Raw genomic sequence first — 15,111 nt, forward strand, 5'->3', positions numbered from 1 at the left:
GTAGGCATTCAGAAGTAGCGCGCGCGTCAGACCATTCGGTCGTCCGCTCGTTACGTGACTCCGCGAACAAGTCAAAGGTGCGTTTGGCATCTGTTTCTGTTGTTCGTCCTCGCTTAGTCATGCCCACTCTTTTTCCCTCACAACGCTCGGTTGGTCTGTTTTCGGCCGCGTTCATGATCACTATCGGTTTGCTCTTGGTCAACGTTGTGGATCCCTACTCAGGTGCTGTGGCATCTCCGTATTACATTCCTGCTGTCTCTGTCATGAAAGATGGCCAAGAGGTCAGCATTGACGGAACCTACACAACTGCAGCAGGCCGTGATGCCGTTTCCGTCACTGGACGCGCAGCAGCCAAGGCATCAGCAACCGCTCCTGCAGCAGGAATTCCAGATCCTGACACTGCACAAGCCATGGGCTTGGTTGCAGTGAAGGCACGTGGCTGGGGCATGGAGCAATATGACTGCCTCGTTGCACTCTGGAACCGCGAATCTCGCTGGAATGTGTATGCACACAACACCAGCAGCGGTGCCTACGGCATCCCTCAGTCTCTCCCCGGGGAGAAAATGGCCACTGTGGCTGATGACTGGCAGACAAACCCCGCTACTCAGATTGAGTGGGGCCTGCGTTACATCGAAGGCCGCTATGGCTCACCCTGTGGTGCATGGGCACACTCTGAAGCCGTTCACTGGTACTAATGGCGCGCAACAATCGTTCGCGCAAGCGTGAGGCTGAATACGAGCCTCTTGACGTGGAACGTCTGACTACTGGCTGGCGTCGCACGGAAGTGCGTTCAGGCCGTCAGTGGACTGTGCAGCCGATTTCTGCGGTGAATGCCACCAAGAGCTACACCTGTCCTGGTTGCTCTCTCGAGATCGCTCCAGGCGTTTCTCACCTCGTTGCCTGGCGTAACGATGGCATTCTGGGAGACCAGGCTGATTTAGAAGCTCGTCGCCACTGGCACGAGGCCTGCTGGAAAGTGAGCTAACAGTTGTCTACAGAAATTCGTGGCGGGATCAACCTGCCGGCACACCGTGAAGAAATCGAACTTCACACCAGCGATGGCCTCACGTTGGTGGGGGAGCTGGCGATGCCAGTCGGCGGTTCACCTGTTGCCACGCTCGTTACTTTGCACCCGTTGCCAACGGCCGGCGGTTTCATGGACTCGCATATCCTGCGCAAGGCATCTGGTCGTCTTCCAGCACTGGCCAACATTGCTGTTTTGCGTTTCAACACCCGCGGGACCAAGTCCGCTCGGGGGCAAAGCCATGGCGAGTTTGGTCATGGTATTGATGAGCAAGCAGATGTTGCTGCTGCAATGGCTTTTGTGACCGAGCGAGGACTTCCTCACCCCTGGTTGGTGGGCTGGTCTTTCGGAACCGAGTTAGCGTTGAAGTATGGCCGAGAGCACGCCATTGATGGTGCGATTCTTCTCTCGCCACCGCTGCACCGTGCAACGGCAGACGAGGTGGCAGCCTGGAATGGCGATTACCGCCAGCTCATTGCACTCGTTCCCGAGCTGGATGACTATTTACAAGGCCCTGAAGCGCGTGAACGTTTTTCCTCCGTGTCCCACATCGACATCGTCGAAGTGGAAGGTGGCAAGCACCTGTGGGTGGGGGAGAACCAAACTAAGCGTGTGCTCAACGAAATCGTTAAACGAGTCAACCCTGCTGCAGCCCCCCTGCCTGAATGGTGGGATGGCGATGTCGCTGGTTCTAGCGACTAGCTGAAAGAAGTACTACGCCTCGTTTTGGGCGGGGATAACGACTTCTTTAATAATCAGCACAATGGATGCCGCGATGGGGATAGCCACCAGCGCACCCAGGATGCCCATCAGTGTTCCACCAGCTAGCGCGGCAATCACCACGATGGAGCCGGGGATAGAAATCGCTTTGTTCATGATCTTCGGGCTGAACACATACGCCTCTACCTGCATATAGATCAGGAAGTAGATGCCAATGATCAGGGCAACCTGACCATCTGCCAGAACGAGCTGACCTAGGGTCACGATGATGGATGCCATCACCGTACCAATAAGAGGAATCAGGGCGAAGAGGAAGGCGAGGAAGGCAAACAGCAGTGCTTGCTTTCCACCAATGAGGTTTAGCATGATGAACGCCAGGATGCCGTTGAGAGCTGCCAATGCAATCTGGCCGACGACGTACTTGCCCACACCGCCAGTGATTTCTTCACTCATCTCGATGAACTTCTCACGCTTGCTCTGAGGAACGAGGGAGTAAGCAGTGTTCTTGATGGTCTGAAGAGAAGCGGTGAAGTACAAGGTCAAGATCACAACAATCAGCGTGCCAGTGAGAGCGTTGGCTACGCCCACGCCCACTGCCAGTGCGCCACCGGCGATCTTGCTGATGTTAGAAGGATCTCCAAAGAACTTTCCAACCTCAGTGATGACCTGGTTGACATCGATGAAGCTTCCAAACTGGGTGTTGATCAGAGCAATCCAGTCTTTGGTCTTCAATGAGGTAATTTCTGCCGGGAGAGTGTTCCACAGCGAAATAATTTGATCCACCATCATGGGGACAATTGCAATAAGAATTCCAGCAACAGCACCGACTACGACGATGACGACCGTTAAAATAGCGGCCCACTTGGGAAGTTTCTTACTCGTGAGCCACTTCACAGCGGGGTCGAGACCCAGTGACAGGAAGAGGGCAATGAAGATGTAAGTGAGGACTGTAGCCAGAGACTGAACTGCCGTCATCAGCACAATGCCGAGGCCTACGCCCAAGCTGCCGATTAATCCAGCGCGGAAAGCATTCTGAATGCGCATCGGGAGGGCTCCTTTTAGTTCTCTAGTTTCTTCGTCGAGTCAGCATCACCGAGTGATTGCTGTAACTCCAACCGTAGTGCGTCAAAGTACGCTGCGACGGCTTCCCGCTCCACACGAATTCCTTCGAGTTGCGCATAGATTGAGGTCAGAACCGCAGCCACATACTTCTCTGCGTCAGCAATCTTCTTACGAGCAAGCTTGTCTGCACTTGCCTGCTCAGTTTCCGCTTTCACACGGGCCTGCTCGACGAGCGCGTGGGCACTCTGAGTTGCATCGACCTGAACTGTGTCTATTTCTGCTTCGACAGCGCGAAGACGAGTTCGTGCGGTGGCAAGCTGCGCTTCTGCCGCACCGATGTATTTTTCGGTCTGCATGACAGATTCTTGGTGGCGGACCTGCAGCTCTGCTTCCATCTCTGCACGCACAGCGGCGCCGTCAGCATTGAGCTTCAAGATACTCAAGATCTCATCGTTGACAGTGGAATTGCTGTTGGTGGCAAGGACGAGCTTGAGCTCTTCAACTTCACGTTGGGCTTCAGCCATGAACCGAGCAACATCGTTGCGACTCTCTGCACGAAGATTGGCGGCAATAGTCGAAGCTTCACCACGCATGCGTTGTGCTTCTTCCTGCCCTGCTGCGATGATTTCCGCAGACTCTTGCTGAGCTTCTGTCACAATCTGCTCTGCGAGTGCACGAGCGTCAGCTTCCATTGACTGAGCTAACGCTTGTGCGGAGGTGCGTGCCTGTTCAAAGCCATCCCGAGCAGCTTCAATGAACTGACTCGAGGTTTTTTCTGCAGCAGAGCGAATAAACAGCGCATCACTTTCAGCGCGACGCACAATCTCAGCAGCCATCTTGTCTGCTTTTTTGAGTTTGTTGTTGAGCTTGGTGCTCAAGCCCTCAATGGTGGGAGTGCTCTTCACACCTATCTCAAGTTCGAGTTCGGCATACCGAGCTTCGAGATCTTTGAGTTGTGCAGTGGTCTCATCGTGAAGTGTCTTCGCGCTGAGCAATTCACGACGAAGCTTCTGGACGAGAGGGTCAACCTCAGCGGGGTCGTATCCGCGCAGTACGCGTGAAAACGATTCTTCCGTTGCCACCGGTGACCTCCATAGCCCCGTATTTCGGGGAAATTCCAACTGTGTGAGTCTACCCAGCTCTTGAGGTCGACGCTCTCTGCAGAGGGGGCTTAAGCCCCCTCACAGGTTTGGCTCGGGCATTTCCGGTATCTTTGACAGTGACTTAACGTGACGCACCTGACCGGTTCTGGTGTCATGCGTACATGCGTGGAGGAGACAAATCGTGCGGTTCCTTATTGCCATTGGTGTGTTCACCGTGGCTGCTGTGTTGCTGGGCGTGGGTGTCGTTCAAAAAGTATTCTTTGCGGGCGACGAATACACCACTCTCACCACCACTGTGGAACCCAACGCTCCTTATCTCGTGATCGACGGTAAGACTCTGACGCTGCACGGCACCAATCCTGTCATCACGGTCTCAGGGGCCAAGGAAACTTTTGTTGGTTTCGGCCGAACTGAAGATGTTGCTGCGTGGATTGGCACTGACGACTATGACGTTCTGAAGTACTCGACCAAAAAGAGCGACTTTGTTTTTGGTGAAGGTAAGTCGAAGGTTGTTGAACCCGCCAACCTAGAAACTCCTGCACTGACCGAACAGCCCATTCTGACTCCCGCGGGTAGCGACCTGTGGCTTGGCGAGATGGTGGGAAAGTCCACCGCAACCTTGCCTACGTTCTTGGACAACGGAATGTCGGCCATCATCGCTTCTAACGGCACGGCAGATGCGCCAGGTAATGTCACCATTGCGTGGCCGCTGCCCAGCCGGATTCCTTTTGCTACCGGATTCATCATTGGCGGTGGCGCCCTCGCCTTGGTTGGACTTGTTCTGTACCTGTGGGCATTGCGTCATGACCGTAACTCTCAGGGTCCTCGTCGCCGTGGAAAGCTTCCCAAGCCACCTAAGCCACGCGCGCTGCGGATGCCCACACCAAAATCTTTGGTGAGTGCAGCACCTAAGGGTCGTCGCGGTATTTCACGCGGCTCGAGCTTTATTGCTCTTGGTCTCGCTGGTGTCCTGACCGTCGGATTGAGCTCGTGTAGCCCATACAACTCAGGTCAGGGTGTTGTTCAACCAACACCGACCGCCACTCAATCAGTCGAGATCGACGGTCAGCCTCCTGCCGTTACCGAACGTCAGTTGCAACGCATTCTCAGCAAAATTTCTGAGACTGTCACCGCGGCAGACGTTGCACTCGATCCTGCACTGTCCGCAACTCGATTGATTGGTCCAGCACAGGAAATTCGCGCTGCCAATTACTCCATCCGGAAGACGGATTCCAGTGTTGCAGCATTGCCAGAACTTGCTGCTTCGCCCATTACTTTCACCATGCCTCAAGCAACTGCTACCTGGCCACGTCAGGTGATTGCGGTCGTTCAGAATGAGCAAGACCCCTCGGTTCCCACCATGGGAATCATGATGATTCAGAACTCACCTCGTGAGAATTATCACGTGGAGTACATGGTGACTCTGGAGCCCAATGCGCAGGTCCCCACCGTCGCTCCAGCCAATGTGGGTTCAGCTTTGGTTCCGGCAGATTCCAAGCTGCTGCTCATCTCACCTGACCAGCTTTCAGCTGCCTATGGTTCTGTGCTGACTCAAGGGGCCGAAAGTCCTTACTACGGTCTCTTTGATTTCACTTCGGATACCTTGGTCACTCAAGTTGGTAAGGATTACAAGTCACAGAAGGCTGCTTCTGTTGCAGAAAATGCCTCTCTCGAGTTCAGTCAGAACTCCGGTTCTGGTCAACCCTTGGGTCTTGCCACGATGGACTCTGGTGCCATTGTGACGGTTGGTCTCAACGAGGTTGAGACCGTGCGTCCGACACAGACAGGTGCCTCGGTCAGCCCTGAGGGTCTGGCAAAGATTCTCAGTGGTGTGAGCACCTCAACCACAGGCATTGAGTCGACCTACGGTTTGGAATTGGCTTTCTATGTGCCACCACTGGGCAGCAAGGACAAGATTCGTCTCCTCGGATACACCCAAGGTCTTATCTCGGCTAGGGGGCTCTAATGTCATTACCGTCACTTCCCAACCTTCGTGGTGCCGTTGATCTCAGTTCCCTCGTGAACAAACCCAAGCAGGGTTCTGTCAACACTGCCGGGGGCACCCGTCCTCCGGGTGAAGAGTCTGGTCCTGTCTCTGCCGGTGCTCAGGTTCCGGTGCCTCAGCTCGTGCTCGAAGGTACCGATGCCAACTTCACGGCGATTCTGGATTTGTCTAACCAGGTTCCGGTCATTGTGGACCTCTGGGCGGAGGAAGCGCCTCAGTGTGCTGAACTTTCGCCCATCCTGGAAAAACTCGTCATCGGTTTCGAAGGTCGTCTGATTCTGGTTCGCGTCAACGCGGTAGAAAACCCAGGACTGACTCAGGCATTCCAAGCAGAGACAGTTCCCACCACAGCTGCTGTATTAGCTGGGCGTCCACTTCCTCTCTTCGCAGGTGTGGCCGGCGAAGCCGACATTTTCAACCTGTTCGAGCAGGTGCTCGAACTTGCTGCACAAAATGGCGTCGTCGGTATTGCCAAGCCTGCAGGAATTTCTTCCGGGGAAACGGGTGCCCCTGTTGCACCGCCTGCACCGGCACTTCCTCCGCTGCACCAAGAAGCCTTTGATGCTGCAGAGCGCGCGGATTACCCCGCAGCTATTGCTGCGTGGGAGAAGGCACTGAAGCAGAACCCCAATGATGCTGAAGCAAAGGCAGGTCTGGCGCAGATTTCCCTGCTCCACCGTCTCCAGGGCAAGGCAATGGCAGATATTCGTGCAGCTGCTGCTGCCCACCCTGACGGGTTAGAGCAGCAGCTTGACGTTGCTGACCTTGATGTTTCTGGCGGTCATGTTGATGACGCCTTTGATCGCTTGCTTGTGTTGTTCCCCAAGATTGATCAGGACGGCAAGAATGCCGTTCGTGCGCGACTGTTAGACCTCTTTGAGGTTGTGGGTCTGACCGACCCTGCCGTCAACACTGCACGCATGCGGTTGACGAACCTGCTCTACTAAGCCTTACTTCGCGCTTTTGTAGAAGAACAGAACACCCAAGGGTGGAACGGTGATTCGAGCGGAGTGCTCGAAGTTGTTCCACTGTTCCTTGACTGCAGTTACTTTGCCCATGTTGCCCACTCCGGAACCTCCGAAGTCGGCTGCATCTGAGTTGAACAACTCTGTCCAGACGCCACCGGAAGGCAGGCCTAACTGGAAGTCGTTGTGAGGGTTGCCGGCAAAGTTTGCAACGACAGCCAGGGCGTTGCCCTTTTTGTCGTAACGGACAAAAGAGACCACATTGCGAGCATTGTCTGCGCCATCAATCCATTGGAAACCCTCGGGGTCGCTGTCGCGCTCCCAGAGCGCAGGGGTTTCTTTGTAGACAGTGTTGAGTTGCTTCACCATGCGCTGCAAACCTTGGTGGGCTGGCTGATCCAGAATCCACCAGTCGAGTGAGCGTTCTTGGCTCCACTCGGAAGGCTGTCCAAATTCTTGGCCCATGAACAACAACTGCTTGCCAGGGTGGCCCCACATAAATGCGAGAAAGGCACGCATATTGGCAAGCTTCTGCCAATGATCTCCGGGCATCTTGGCAAGGAGGGATCCCTTGCCGTGGACAACCTCATCGTGAGAGATGGGTAGCACAAAATTCTCGCTAAACGCATACTGGAACGAGAATGTGATGTCCCAGTGGTGGTGTTCGCGATACATCGGGTCGGTGTGGATGTATTCCAAGCTGTCGTGCATCCAGCCCATGTTCCACTTGAAACCGAAGCCCAATCCGCCGCCTTCAGTGGGCGCAGTAACACCGCCCCACGACGTGGATTCTTCGGCAGCCATGGTCACGCCCGGGTGGTGCTTATAAACCGTGGCATTGGCTTCCTGGAGGAAGTTGATTGCCTCGAGGTTCTCTCGCCCTCCGAATTGGTTAGGCAGCCACTGGCCATCTTCGCGGCTGTAATCGAGATAGAGCATGGATGCGACTGCATCCACACGCAGACCATCAATATGGAATTCTTCAATCCAATACAGCGCGTTAGCAACGAGGAAGTTGCGCACTTCATTGCGACCAAAGTCAAAGATGTAGGTTCCCCAGTCGGGGTGCTCACCCTTGCGGGGATCTGCATGCTCATAGAGCGGCTGACCATCGAAACGAGCCAGTGCCCATTCATCCTTGGGGAAGTGGCCAGGAACCCAGTCCAGCAGAACGCCAATACCGGCATCGTGGAGACGGTCAACCAAATACTTGAGGTCTTCAGGGTTTCCAAAACGCGCGGTGGGGGCGTAGTAACCGGTGACTTGGTATCCCCAGGAGGGTCCATAAGGGTGCTCAGCAAGGGGCATGAACTCCACGTGCGTAAAGCCCGTCTCCAGGACGTGACCAATGAGGTCGTCTGCCAGCTCGCGATACGAGAGCCCTTGACGCCACGAGCCCACGTGGAGCTCGTAGATACTCATCGGAGCTTCGTGCGCCTTAGTCTTGTCGCGCTTGGTAATCCACTTCTTGTCACCCCACTTGTACGCAGAGTGAGCAATGATGGAGCCGGTCAGGGGTGGGCACTCGGTTTGGCGGGCCATCGGGTCTGCACGCTCAACCCAGCTGCCGGCTTGGGTGAGGATTTCGAACTTGTAGGTCTCTCCTGGGTGTACATCAGGAACAAAGAGTTCCCACACGCCGCTGGCGCCCAGAGAGCGCATGGAATGAGCTTCGCCATTCCAACTGTTGAAGGTTCCCTTGACCCGAACTGCCTTGGCGTTGGGAGCCCACACAGCGAACGCTGTGCCTTGAACGTTGCCCTTGACCCCGCCGTGGCCAATGTAACGCGCACCGAGAACTTCCCAGAGACGCTCGTGGCGACCTTCGCGGATCAGGTGCAGGTCCAGTTCACCCACGGTAGGGGCAAAGCGGTAGCCATCTTCAGCAATCCACTGCGCACCATCGGGGTAACGAGTCTCGATGACGTAGTCGGTGAGTCCCAGAGTGTGTGCACCTTCCCAGATGCCGTGACCTGCATGCGCGAGCTCAATACGTGCCTTGCTGCCCAGAATGGCAATTACCTCTGTTGCCAGAGGGCGACGGGTGCGAATCACAGTGACAGAGTCCTTGGAGCCCTCAACAGGGATGAGATGCTGGCCCAACACGCTGTGAGGGTCGTAGTGGCTGCCTTGGGCAACCCAGGCAAGCAGACCGTCGTCCAGTGAAGGGGTGTGCCACTCAGTGGCGCCCTTGGTCTTTGTGACTGTCTTCTTCACAGGTGTTGTCTTCTCTGCAGCGTGTTTGGGCGCTGCTTTCTTTGTTGGCTTCTTCTCGGTCATCAATTCACCTTGCTCACGTGCAAGATGTGAACAGGCTCGGTGAAGGGATCGAGGCGGACGTAGTTGTCAGCGCCCCACACCCATTCCACGCCGGTAACCAGGTTGGTCACGGTGATGGCATCTCCGTGTGTGGCACCCAGAGTGGTGAGGTCTAAGTGAATTGTGGTCTCGCGCACCGAGTGCGGGTCCGTATTGACCACCATGATCAAAGTGTCGTTCTTACCGGTGCCAGTGAACTGTGCATCAAGGTGCTTGCTATAAGCCAAGATTGCGTCATCGTCGGTGTGCTGAATCGTGATGTTACGCAGTTGACCGAGAGCGGGATGCTCTGCTCGGATCTTGTTCAGTGTGGTGAGGAAGGGCGCGAGAGAAGTACCTTCCTTCTCAATAGCTGCCCAGTCTCGGTTCTTGTATTCGAACTTCTCGTTGTCGATGTATTCCTCAGCACCAGGGCGGGCAACTGATTCGAACAGTTCGAACCCGGTGTAGACGCCCCAGAGGGGAGCTGCTGTGGCAGCCAGGGTTGCACGAATCGTGAACGCGGCAGGGCCACCGAATTGCAAGTATTCGGTGAGGATGTCGGGGGTGTTCACGAAGAGGTTCGGGCGCATGAAGTCGGCGGTGTCGCCGGAGATGCTTCGGAAGAACTCTTCCAGCTCCCACTTAGTGTTGCGCCAGGTGAAGTAGGAATAGGACTGTTGGAACCCCACCTTGGCCAGGGCCTGCATCATGGCAGGACGAGTGAAGGCTTCAGCCAGGAAAACAACATCAGGGTGTTGAGCGTTGACGGTCCTGATCAGCCATTCCCAGAAATGCACGGGCTTGGTGTGGGGATTGTCCACGCGGAAGATGTTGATGCCTTTGGAAATCCAGAACAGCACCACACGGAGTACTTCAGCACGAATACCTTCAGGTTCGTTATCGAAGTTGACCGGGTAGATGTCCTGGTATTTTTTGGGAGGGTTCTCTGCGTAGGCAATCGTGCCATCGGGGAGGGTAGTGAAGAACTCGGGGTTTGTGGTGACCCAAGGGTGGTCAGGAGCTGCCTGGAGGGCTAAGTCGAGAGCAACCTCGATGCCGTTCTTCTTTGCTTCCTTGACGAAGAAAGCAAAGTCCTTGAAGTCACCCAGGTCAGGGTGAATAGCGTCATGGCCACCATCGGCAGAGCCGATAGCCCAGGGGGAACCAGGATCTCCTGGCTTGGTTACCAGGGTGTTGTTGGGTCCCTTACGGTTCAGCGTTCCAATGGGGTGAATTGGTGGCATGTACAAAACGTTGAAGCCCATCTTGGCCACGGCAGGCAGGCGCTGTGCGGCAGTGCGGAAAGTCCCTGAAACCCAGCTGCCATCAGCATTCTGCGTGGCACCCTCGGAACGTGGGAAGAATTCATACCAGTTGGCATTTCCGGCAACGGTGCGCTCAACCAGGAGCTGGTACTCAGTAGAGAAGGTTTCCAAGCTTGAGATAGGTGCTCCAGCCAGCAACTTGTCTACTGCGTCGCCCTCTGCCTGAGAGAAGCGGATGAGGGGATCAACAGAAGTGTCGGCAAGTGTTTCAGCAAGTGCAGCAAGCTTCTTCCGGGTTGCAGCGGTGCGTGAAGCTTCTTTCGACGCGCGGGCAAAGAGCTGCGATCCGATAGTGAGCATGAGCTCCACATCGAGTCCCAAAGGAATCTTGACCTCGGCATTGTGATGCCAGGTGGCGTAGTCATCGGAATAGGACTCGATGGTAAATGTCCACATACCCGCTTTATCTGGCTGTGCTTGGGCGCTCCAGCGGTCAGTGCCGGGAGCAACCGAGGTCATCTCAATGCGGCTGGATTTCCCATCCGGTGCACGCAGATGAAGTGCAACTCCAATGACGTCATGGCCCTCACGGAAGCAACTGGCACCGAAGGGCACAACCTCTCCCACGTAGGCCTTGGGAGTGAGCTCAGGCACGCCCAAATCAGGGGTGACATCGAGAATGGGCAAGCGTCCGATGGAGGAGGGTTCCATAAACGAAAACTAGCGCATATTTATGACGCTGAGGTAACGACTAATTCGCTGCGTTGAACAACAAAATCGAGGTGCCGGTGAGCTTGAAGGTCTCACCGGGACGCAGGACGCCAGGAACCTCACGAGGAGTGTGGTGTGGGCTGAACCACAGGGGCTCATAGAACTGCACGCCGTCGTGCTTGGGAACGACCACCGAGGTGGGCTGTTCCGTACCGTGAATGATCATCAGAATGCGGTTGAAAGGCTCATTCTCAGGAGTGCTGGCGGCCACATACTGGAGCGTACGGTTGTGAGGATCTTCCCAATCCTCGTTCTCCATCATCTCGCCCTGAGTGTTGTACCAATCAACTTGGCTGGCACTGGGAATGCGCTCGCCGAAGACACCGAACTTGGTGGGACGCAAAGCAGGATGCTCGCGGCGCATCTTGGCCAAGTGCTTGGTGGTGGCCAGCATGTCCTGCTGCCACTCCTGAAGTTCCCAATTGACCCAGGTCAGGGGAGAGTCGTGGCAGTAGGCATTGTTGTTGCCGTGCTGGGTGCGACCAAACTCATCACCAGCGGTAATCATCGGAATGCCAGCTGACAGCATCAGTGTGCCCATCAGGTTGCGCATGGTGCGACGTCGTGCAGCGATGATGTCAGGGTTATCGGTGGGACCTTCTACGCCGTGGTTGAACGAACGGTTGTCGTTAACTCCATCACGGTTGTCTTCACCGTTACCAATGTTGTGCTTGTAGTTGTACATCGTGAGGTCGTTGAGCGTGAAGCCATCGTGTGCGGTGATGAAGTTCACCGAAGCAACGGGGCCGCGCTCAGCGGAGAAAGTGTTGCTGGAACCCGCCAGGCGAGTGGCAAAACCACCCACGCCTGTCGGAGCAATGCCCGTCTCACGCGCCTGTGCAATGTCAGGAAGCCAAAAGTTGCGAATGCGGTCCCGGTAGCGGTCGTTCCATTCGTGCCAGCCATCAGCGAAGTTTCCGGTCTGCCAGCCACCCATGCCCACATCCCAGGGCTCAGCAATGAGCTTGGTGGTGGACAGGATGGGGTCAGTGCGGATTGCTTCGAGAAGGGGGTGGTCTTTCTGGTACTCGGCCTTATCGTCGCGGCCCAGGGTCACAGCGAGGTCAAAGCGGAAGCCGTCCACGTGAGTCTCTTCAGCCCAGTAGCGCAGAGAATCCAGGATGAGCTGCTGAACAGCAGGGACAGAGGCATTGAGAGAGTTACCGCACCCTGTGGTGTCGATGTAGTTACCCTCTTCGTCCTGACGGTAGTACGAAGCGTTATCGAGGCCCCGGAAGCTCAGGCGTGGTCCGCCCTTACCTTCCTCTGCAGTGTGGTTGTAGACCACGTCCAGAATGACTTCAAGGCCAGCTTCGTGCAGGTCTTTGACCATCTGCTTGAACTCTCGAAGGATCGCGGATGGTCCTTCAGCTCGTGCTGCCTGTGTGGCGTAGGACGCGTGAGGGGTAAAGAAGTTGAGGGTGTTGTAACCCCAGTAGTTGGTCACGCCCTGGCTGAGTAGATGCTCTTCCGAAAGGTAAGCGTGCACAGGAAGAAGCTCTACAGCAGTGACGCCGAGGTCCTTGAGGTAGGTCGTCATGGCTTCGTGGCCGAGACCGGCATACGTTCCACGCAGCTCGAGAGGAACACCGGGGTGCATCTTGGTCAAGCCACGAACATGAGCTTCGTAAATCACGGACTGGTCAAGCGGAGTGTGTGGCTTAGTGGAGGTGCCCCAGTCAAAGGTGGTGTCAACAACGACAGACCGCCAGGTGTTGCCCACACGGCTCAGCCCCTTGGCATAGGGGTCAATCAAAAGTTCTTCAGCGGAGAAGGAATCCTGCGGACCAGCTGGACCCCACGCCTGCAAGGAATACTCCGCGCCAGGGACGAGCTTCGTGCTCGAAGTTGTCCAGACGCCATCTTTGCCCTTGGTCAGGGAGTGACGTTCTGCAATGTGGTTACTACCCGCAGCGTCATAGATCAGAACGTCAATACCCTCAGCGCTGTCGCTGAATACCTTGAGCTCGCCACCGCTACGGGTTATGCGCACGCCAAGGTTCTTGAGTGAGGGAGGGATAGACACTCGAAATAGACTAGCCAGATAGATTGCATCCGTGTTTCGCTCACGTAGGTGAGCCGTTAATCAGTTGTTCAGACGAAAGGGGAGAACCTATGGTCGCGTACCTCGACCACGCAGCGTCCACCCCTGTTCGTCCCGAAGCTACCAAAGCTTTCACTGACGCCTTGGTGCATGCCGGTAACCCTTCTTCTGTACACCGTCATGGCCAAGCAGCCCGCGCACTGGTTGAAGACGCTCGTGAATACCTCGCCACTGTGGTTGGTTGCCAACCCATTGAAGTCATCTTTACCTCCGGGGGAACAGAGTCCATCAACTTAGCCCTTGTGGGCTTGTTCCGTGCTGCAGTAGAGAAGGACGCCAAGCGCAATCGCATTGTTGTTCCAGAGGCAGAACACCATGCCACCCTCGACACCGTGCTCTGGCTGCAAGAGCACGAAGGTGCCGTACTCGAGTGGATTCCTGTTGACAAGCAAGGCCGCATCGATGTTGTCGAGCTCCAGGACACTCTCGAGCGCGCTGGCACAGCAGTGGCACTTGTCACCATGCTCTGGGCAAACAACGAAGTGGGCACCATTCAGCCCGTGACTGAAATCGCCGCGCTCGCCGCGGAACACCAGGTCCCGCTCCATATCGATGCTGTCTCTGCTTTTGGTCACATCCCCATCAACTTTGCTCAGATCAGAACCGAGTCAGGTGCCACCGGAAATGCGGGGCTCGTAGCCCTGAGCATTTCCGGCCACAAGTTCGGTTCTGTGCCAGGTGTTGGTGCTCTGGTGGTGAGCCGTGAAGCTTTGCTTGAACCTCTCATTCATGGTGGCGGTCAGCAGCGTGGACTCCGCAGCGGAACACTAGATGCCCCTGCTATCTCCTCGATGGCCATCGCGGCACTGGTCACCGACAAGGCCTTCGAGCAAGAACATGCTCGTTTGTTATCCCTGCGCGATGCCACCATCGGGAAGATTCAGGCATTAGTTCCAAGCGCTGTCTTGAGTGGTGATCCACAAAACCGCCTTGATAACAACGTGAACTTCACGTTCCCCGGTTGCCAGAGCGATTCTTTGCTGTTTTTACTCGATGCCATGGGTGTCTCTGTTTCCACGGGTTCAGCCTGTCAGGCAGGAGTTGCGCAGCCATCACATGTACTTCTTGCCATGGGGCATGACGAACGCGAAGCGTCGTCTGCACTGCGTATTTCCTTAGGTCACACCACAACTCAAGAAGAACTTGATGAGTTCCTAGACGCGTTGCCTGACGCCGTGGAGCGGGCACTCCAAGCGGGAACGACTGTTTAGCTACTTTCTAATAACGAACTGGGGACTCAATGCATTGTGTAAATTGTGGAACTTACGTAGAACGAGGCGGGTATTGCTTTGAGTGCGGTTATTCACTCAAACAAGAAAAATCCCTTGAAGCTTCAGGGAAAAAATCTAGAAATAGAATTTCCGTTGGTATTTTTTGGCTCGCCATTTCTTATGGAGCTCTCTCGGTTTTATATTCAGCAACTTTGGCAACTCTTTTCGGTATTGACCAAACCGAAGATGCTTATCCCTACAATTATTGGTTTCAGACACTGGCGGTATTTTTTGCAGCACTTGCAGCTGTATTTTCAAAGAAAGCTCAATTTGAAAAAGTTCCGTGGATGCTGTTTTTCGCATTATTGTTTGAACTACTTTTCAGGATTTACCAATTTAATTTCATAGTTCCCGTAATTGGAGCTCTCTCGGATTTCAGTTCAATGACTTTGGATGGCTACCTTGGCCTAGCTTTTTTCCGATTGGTTTACCATTTTTCAATAGTTGGCCTTTTGGTCGCCTTTGTAATGAGCTGGTTCTTGAATATCAAACAAAGTAAGTAATCAATCTAAGTTCGGTT

The 15,111-nt window shown here is 55.1% G+C and carries 12 protein-coding genes; 7 read left to right on the forward strand and 5 right to left on the reverse strand.

Annotated features, from left to right (window positions below; genetic code table 11):
• Positions 1-173 precede the first annotated feature (173 nt).
• Genes M2118_RS08845 through M2118_RS02100 form a run of 3 tightly spaced genes read left to right on the forward strand, consistent with a single transcriptional unit; the run spans position 174 to position 1,726 of the window.
• Positions 174-695 (forward strand): lytic transglycosylase domain-containing protein, encoded by a 522-nt coding sequence (locus tag M2118_RS08845; protein ID WP_348519949.1) that lies wholly within the window; start codon positions 174-176, stop codon positions 693-695.
• Entirely contained in the window at positions 695-985 is a 291-nt protein-coding gene (locus tag M2118_RS02095) for a hypothetical protein (protein WP_280794301.1), read from the forward strand. The genes M2118_RS08845 and M2118_RS02095 overlap by 1 nt, the downstream gene beginning before the upstream one ends.
• A gap of 3 nt (positions 986-988) precedes the next feature.
• Positions 989-1,726 (forward strand): alpha/beta hydrolase, encoded by a 738-nt coding sequence (locus M2118_RS02100; RefSeq protein ID WP_280794302.1) that lies wholly within the window; start codon positions 989-991, stop codon positions 1,724-1,726.
• A gap of 12 nt (positions 1,727-1,738) precedes the next feature.
• Here M2118_RS02100 and M2118_RS02105 read toward each other — a convergent pair whose 3' ends face one another.
• Positions 1,739-2,788: an AI-2E family transporter gene (locus M2118_RS02105; protein ID WP_280794303.1), complete on the reverse strand. Its 1,050-nt coding sequence runs from the start codon at positions 2,786-2,788 to the stop codon at positions 1,739-1,741.
• Positions 2,789-2,802: 14 nt separating this feature from the next.
• Positions 2,803-3,888 carry a DivIVA domain-containing protein gene (locus M2118_RS02110; RefSeq protein WP_280794304.1) on the reverse strand — a complete coding sequence of 362 codons (1,086 nt, stop codon included), beginning with the start codon at positions 3,886-3,888 and terminating at the stop codon, positions 2,803-2,805.
• Positions 3,889-4,090: 202 nt separating this feature from the next.
• Between M2118_RS02110 and M2118_RS02115 the strand changes: the two genes are divergently transcribed.
• Both M2118_RS02115 and M2118_RS02120 read left to right on the forward strand, forming a co-directional pair.
• Complete coding sequence (locus M2118_RS02115; RefSeq protein WP_280794305.1) at positions 4,091-5,875, forward strand: hypothetical protein; 1,785 nt, start codon at positions 4,091-4,093, stop codon at positions 5,873-5,875.
• Positions 5,875-6,861 (forward strand): tetratricopeptide repeat protein, encoded by a 987-nt coding sequence (locus tag M2118_RS02120; protein WP_280794306.1) that lies wholly within the window; start codon positions 5,875-5,877, stop codon positions 6,859-6,861. Before M2118_RS02115 ends, M2118_RS02120 begins: the two co-directional genes overlap by 1 nt.
• Before the next feature lie 3 nt (positions 6,862-6,864).
• Here M2118_RS02120 and glgB read toward each other — a convergent pair whose 3' ends face one another.
• From glgB to glgX, 3 genes are read right to left on the reverse strand one after another with little or no spacing between them, the layout of a single operon-like run.
• Positions 6,865-9,159, reverse strand: coding sequence for a 1,4-alpha-glucan branching protein GlgB (glgB, locus tag M2118_RS02125; protein WP_280794307.1), 2,295 nt, complete (start codon positions 9,157-9,159; stop codon positions 6,865-6,867).
• The gene (locus M2118_RS02130) at positions 9,159-11,156 is read right to left on the reverse strand and encodes an alpha-1,4-glucan--maltose-1-phosphate maltosyltransferase (protein ID WP_280794308.1); all 1,998 of its coding nucleotides are present in this window, start codon (positions 11,154-11,156) and stop codon (positions 9,159-9,161) included. Before M2118_RS02130 ends, glgB begins: the two co-directional genes overlap by 1 nt.
• A gap of 40 nt (positions 11,157-11,196) precedes the next feature.
• Entirely contained in the window at positions 11,197-13,242 is a 2,046-nt protein-coding gene (gene glgX / locus M2118_RS02135) for a glycogen debranching protein GlgX (protein ID WP_280794309.1), read from the reverse strand.
• 89 nt (positions 13,243-13,331) lie between these two features.
• Between glgX and M2118_RS02140 the strand changes: the two genes are divergently transcribed.
• Complete coding sequence (locus tag M2118_RS02140) at positions 13,332-14,531, forward strand: cysteine desulfurase family protein (protein ID WP_280794310.1); 1,200 nt, start codon at positions 13,332-13,334, stop codon at positions 14,529-14,531.
• A 29-nt stretch (positions 14,532-14,560) separates the two neighbouring features.
• Positions 14,561-15,094, forward strand: a complete 534-nt coding sequence (locus M2118_RS02145) for a hypothetical protein (RefSeq protein ID WP_280794311.1) — start codon at positions 14,561-14,563, stop codon at positions 15,092-15,094.
• Positions 15,095-15,111: the final 17 nt, after the last annotated feature.

The organism is Aurantimicrobium minutum, assembly GCF_029892845.1.
Lineage (GTDB): Bacteria > Actinomycetota > Actinomycetes > Actinomycetales > Microbacteriaceae > Aurantimicrobium > Aurantimicrobium minutum_B.

Bases quoted from the DNA above. Each gene is read 5' to 3' on its own strand.
- M2118_RS08845 (WP_348519949.1), top strand. From the start codon at position 174: ATGATCACTATCGGTTTGCTCTTGGTCAACGTTGTGGATCCCTACTCA.
- M2118_RS02095 (WP_280794301.1), top strand. From the start codon at position 695: ATGGCGCGCAACAATCGTTCGCGCAAGCGTGAGGCTGAATACGAGCCT.
- M2118_RS02105 (WP_280794303.1), bottom strand. From the start codon at position 2,788: ATGCGCATTCAGAATGCTTTCCGCGCTGGATTAATCGGCAGCTTGGGC.
- M2118_RS02120 (WP_280794306.1), top strand. From the start codon at position 5,875: ATGTCATTACCGTCACTTCCCAACCTTCGTGGTGCCGTTGATCTCAGT.
- glgB (WP_280794307.1), bottom strand. From the start codon at position 9,159: ATGACCGAGAAGAAGCCAACAAAGAAAGCAGCGCCCAAACACGCTGCA.
- M2118_RS02130 (WP_280794308.1), bottom strand. From the start codon at position 11,156: ATGGAACCCTCCTCCATCGGACGCTTGCCCATTCTCGATGTCACCCCT.
- M2118_RS02140 (WP_280794310.1), top strand. From the start codon at position 13,332: ATGGTCGCGTACCTCGACCACGCAGCGTCCACCCCTGTTCGTCCCGAA.
- M2118_RS02145 (WP_280794311.1), top strand. From the start codon at position 14,561: ATGCATTGTGTAAATTGTGGAACTTACGTAGAACGAGGCGGGTATTGC.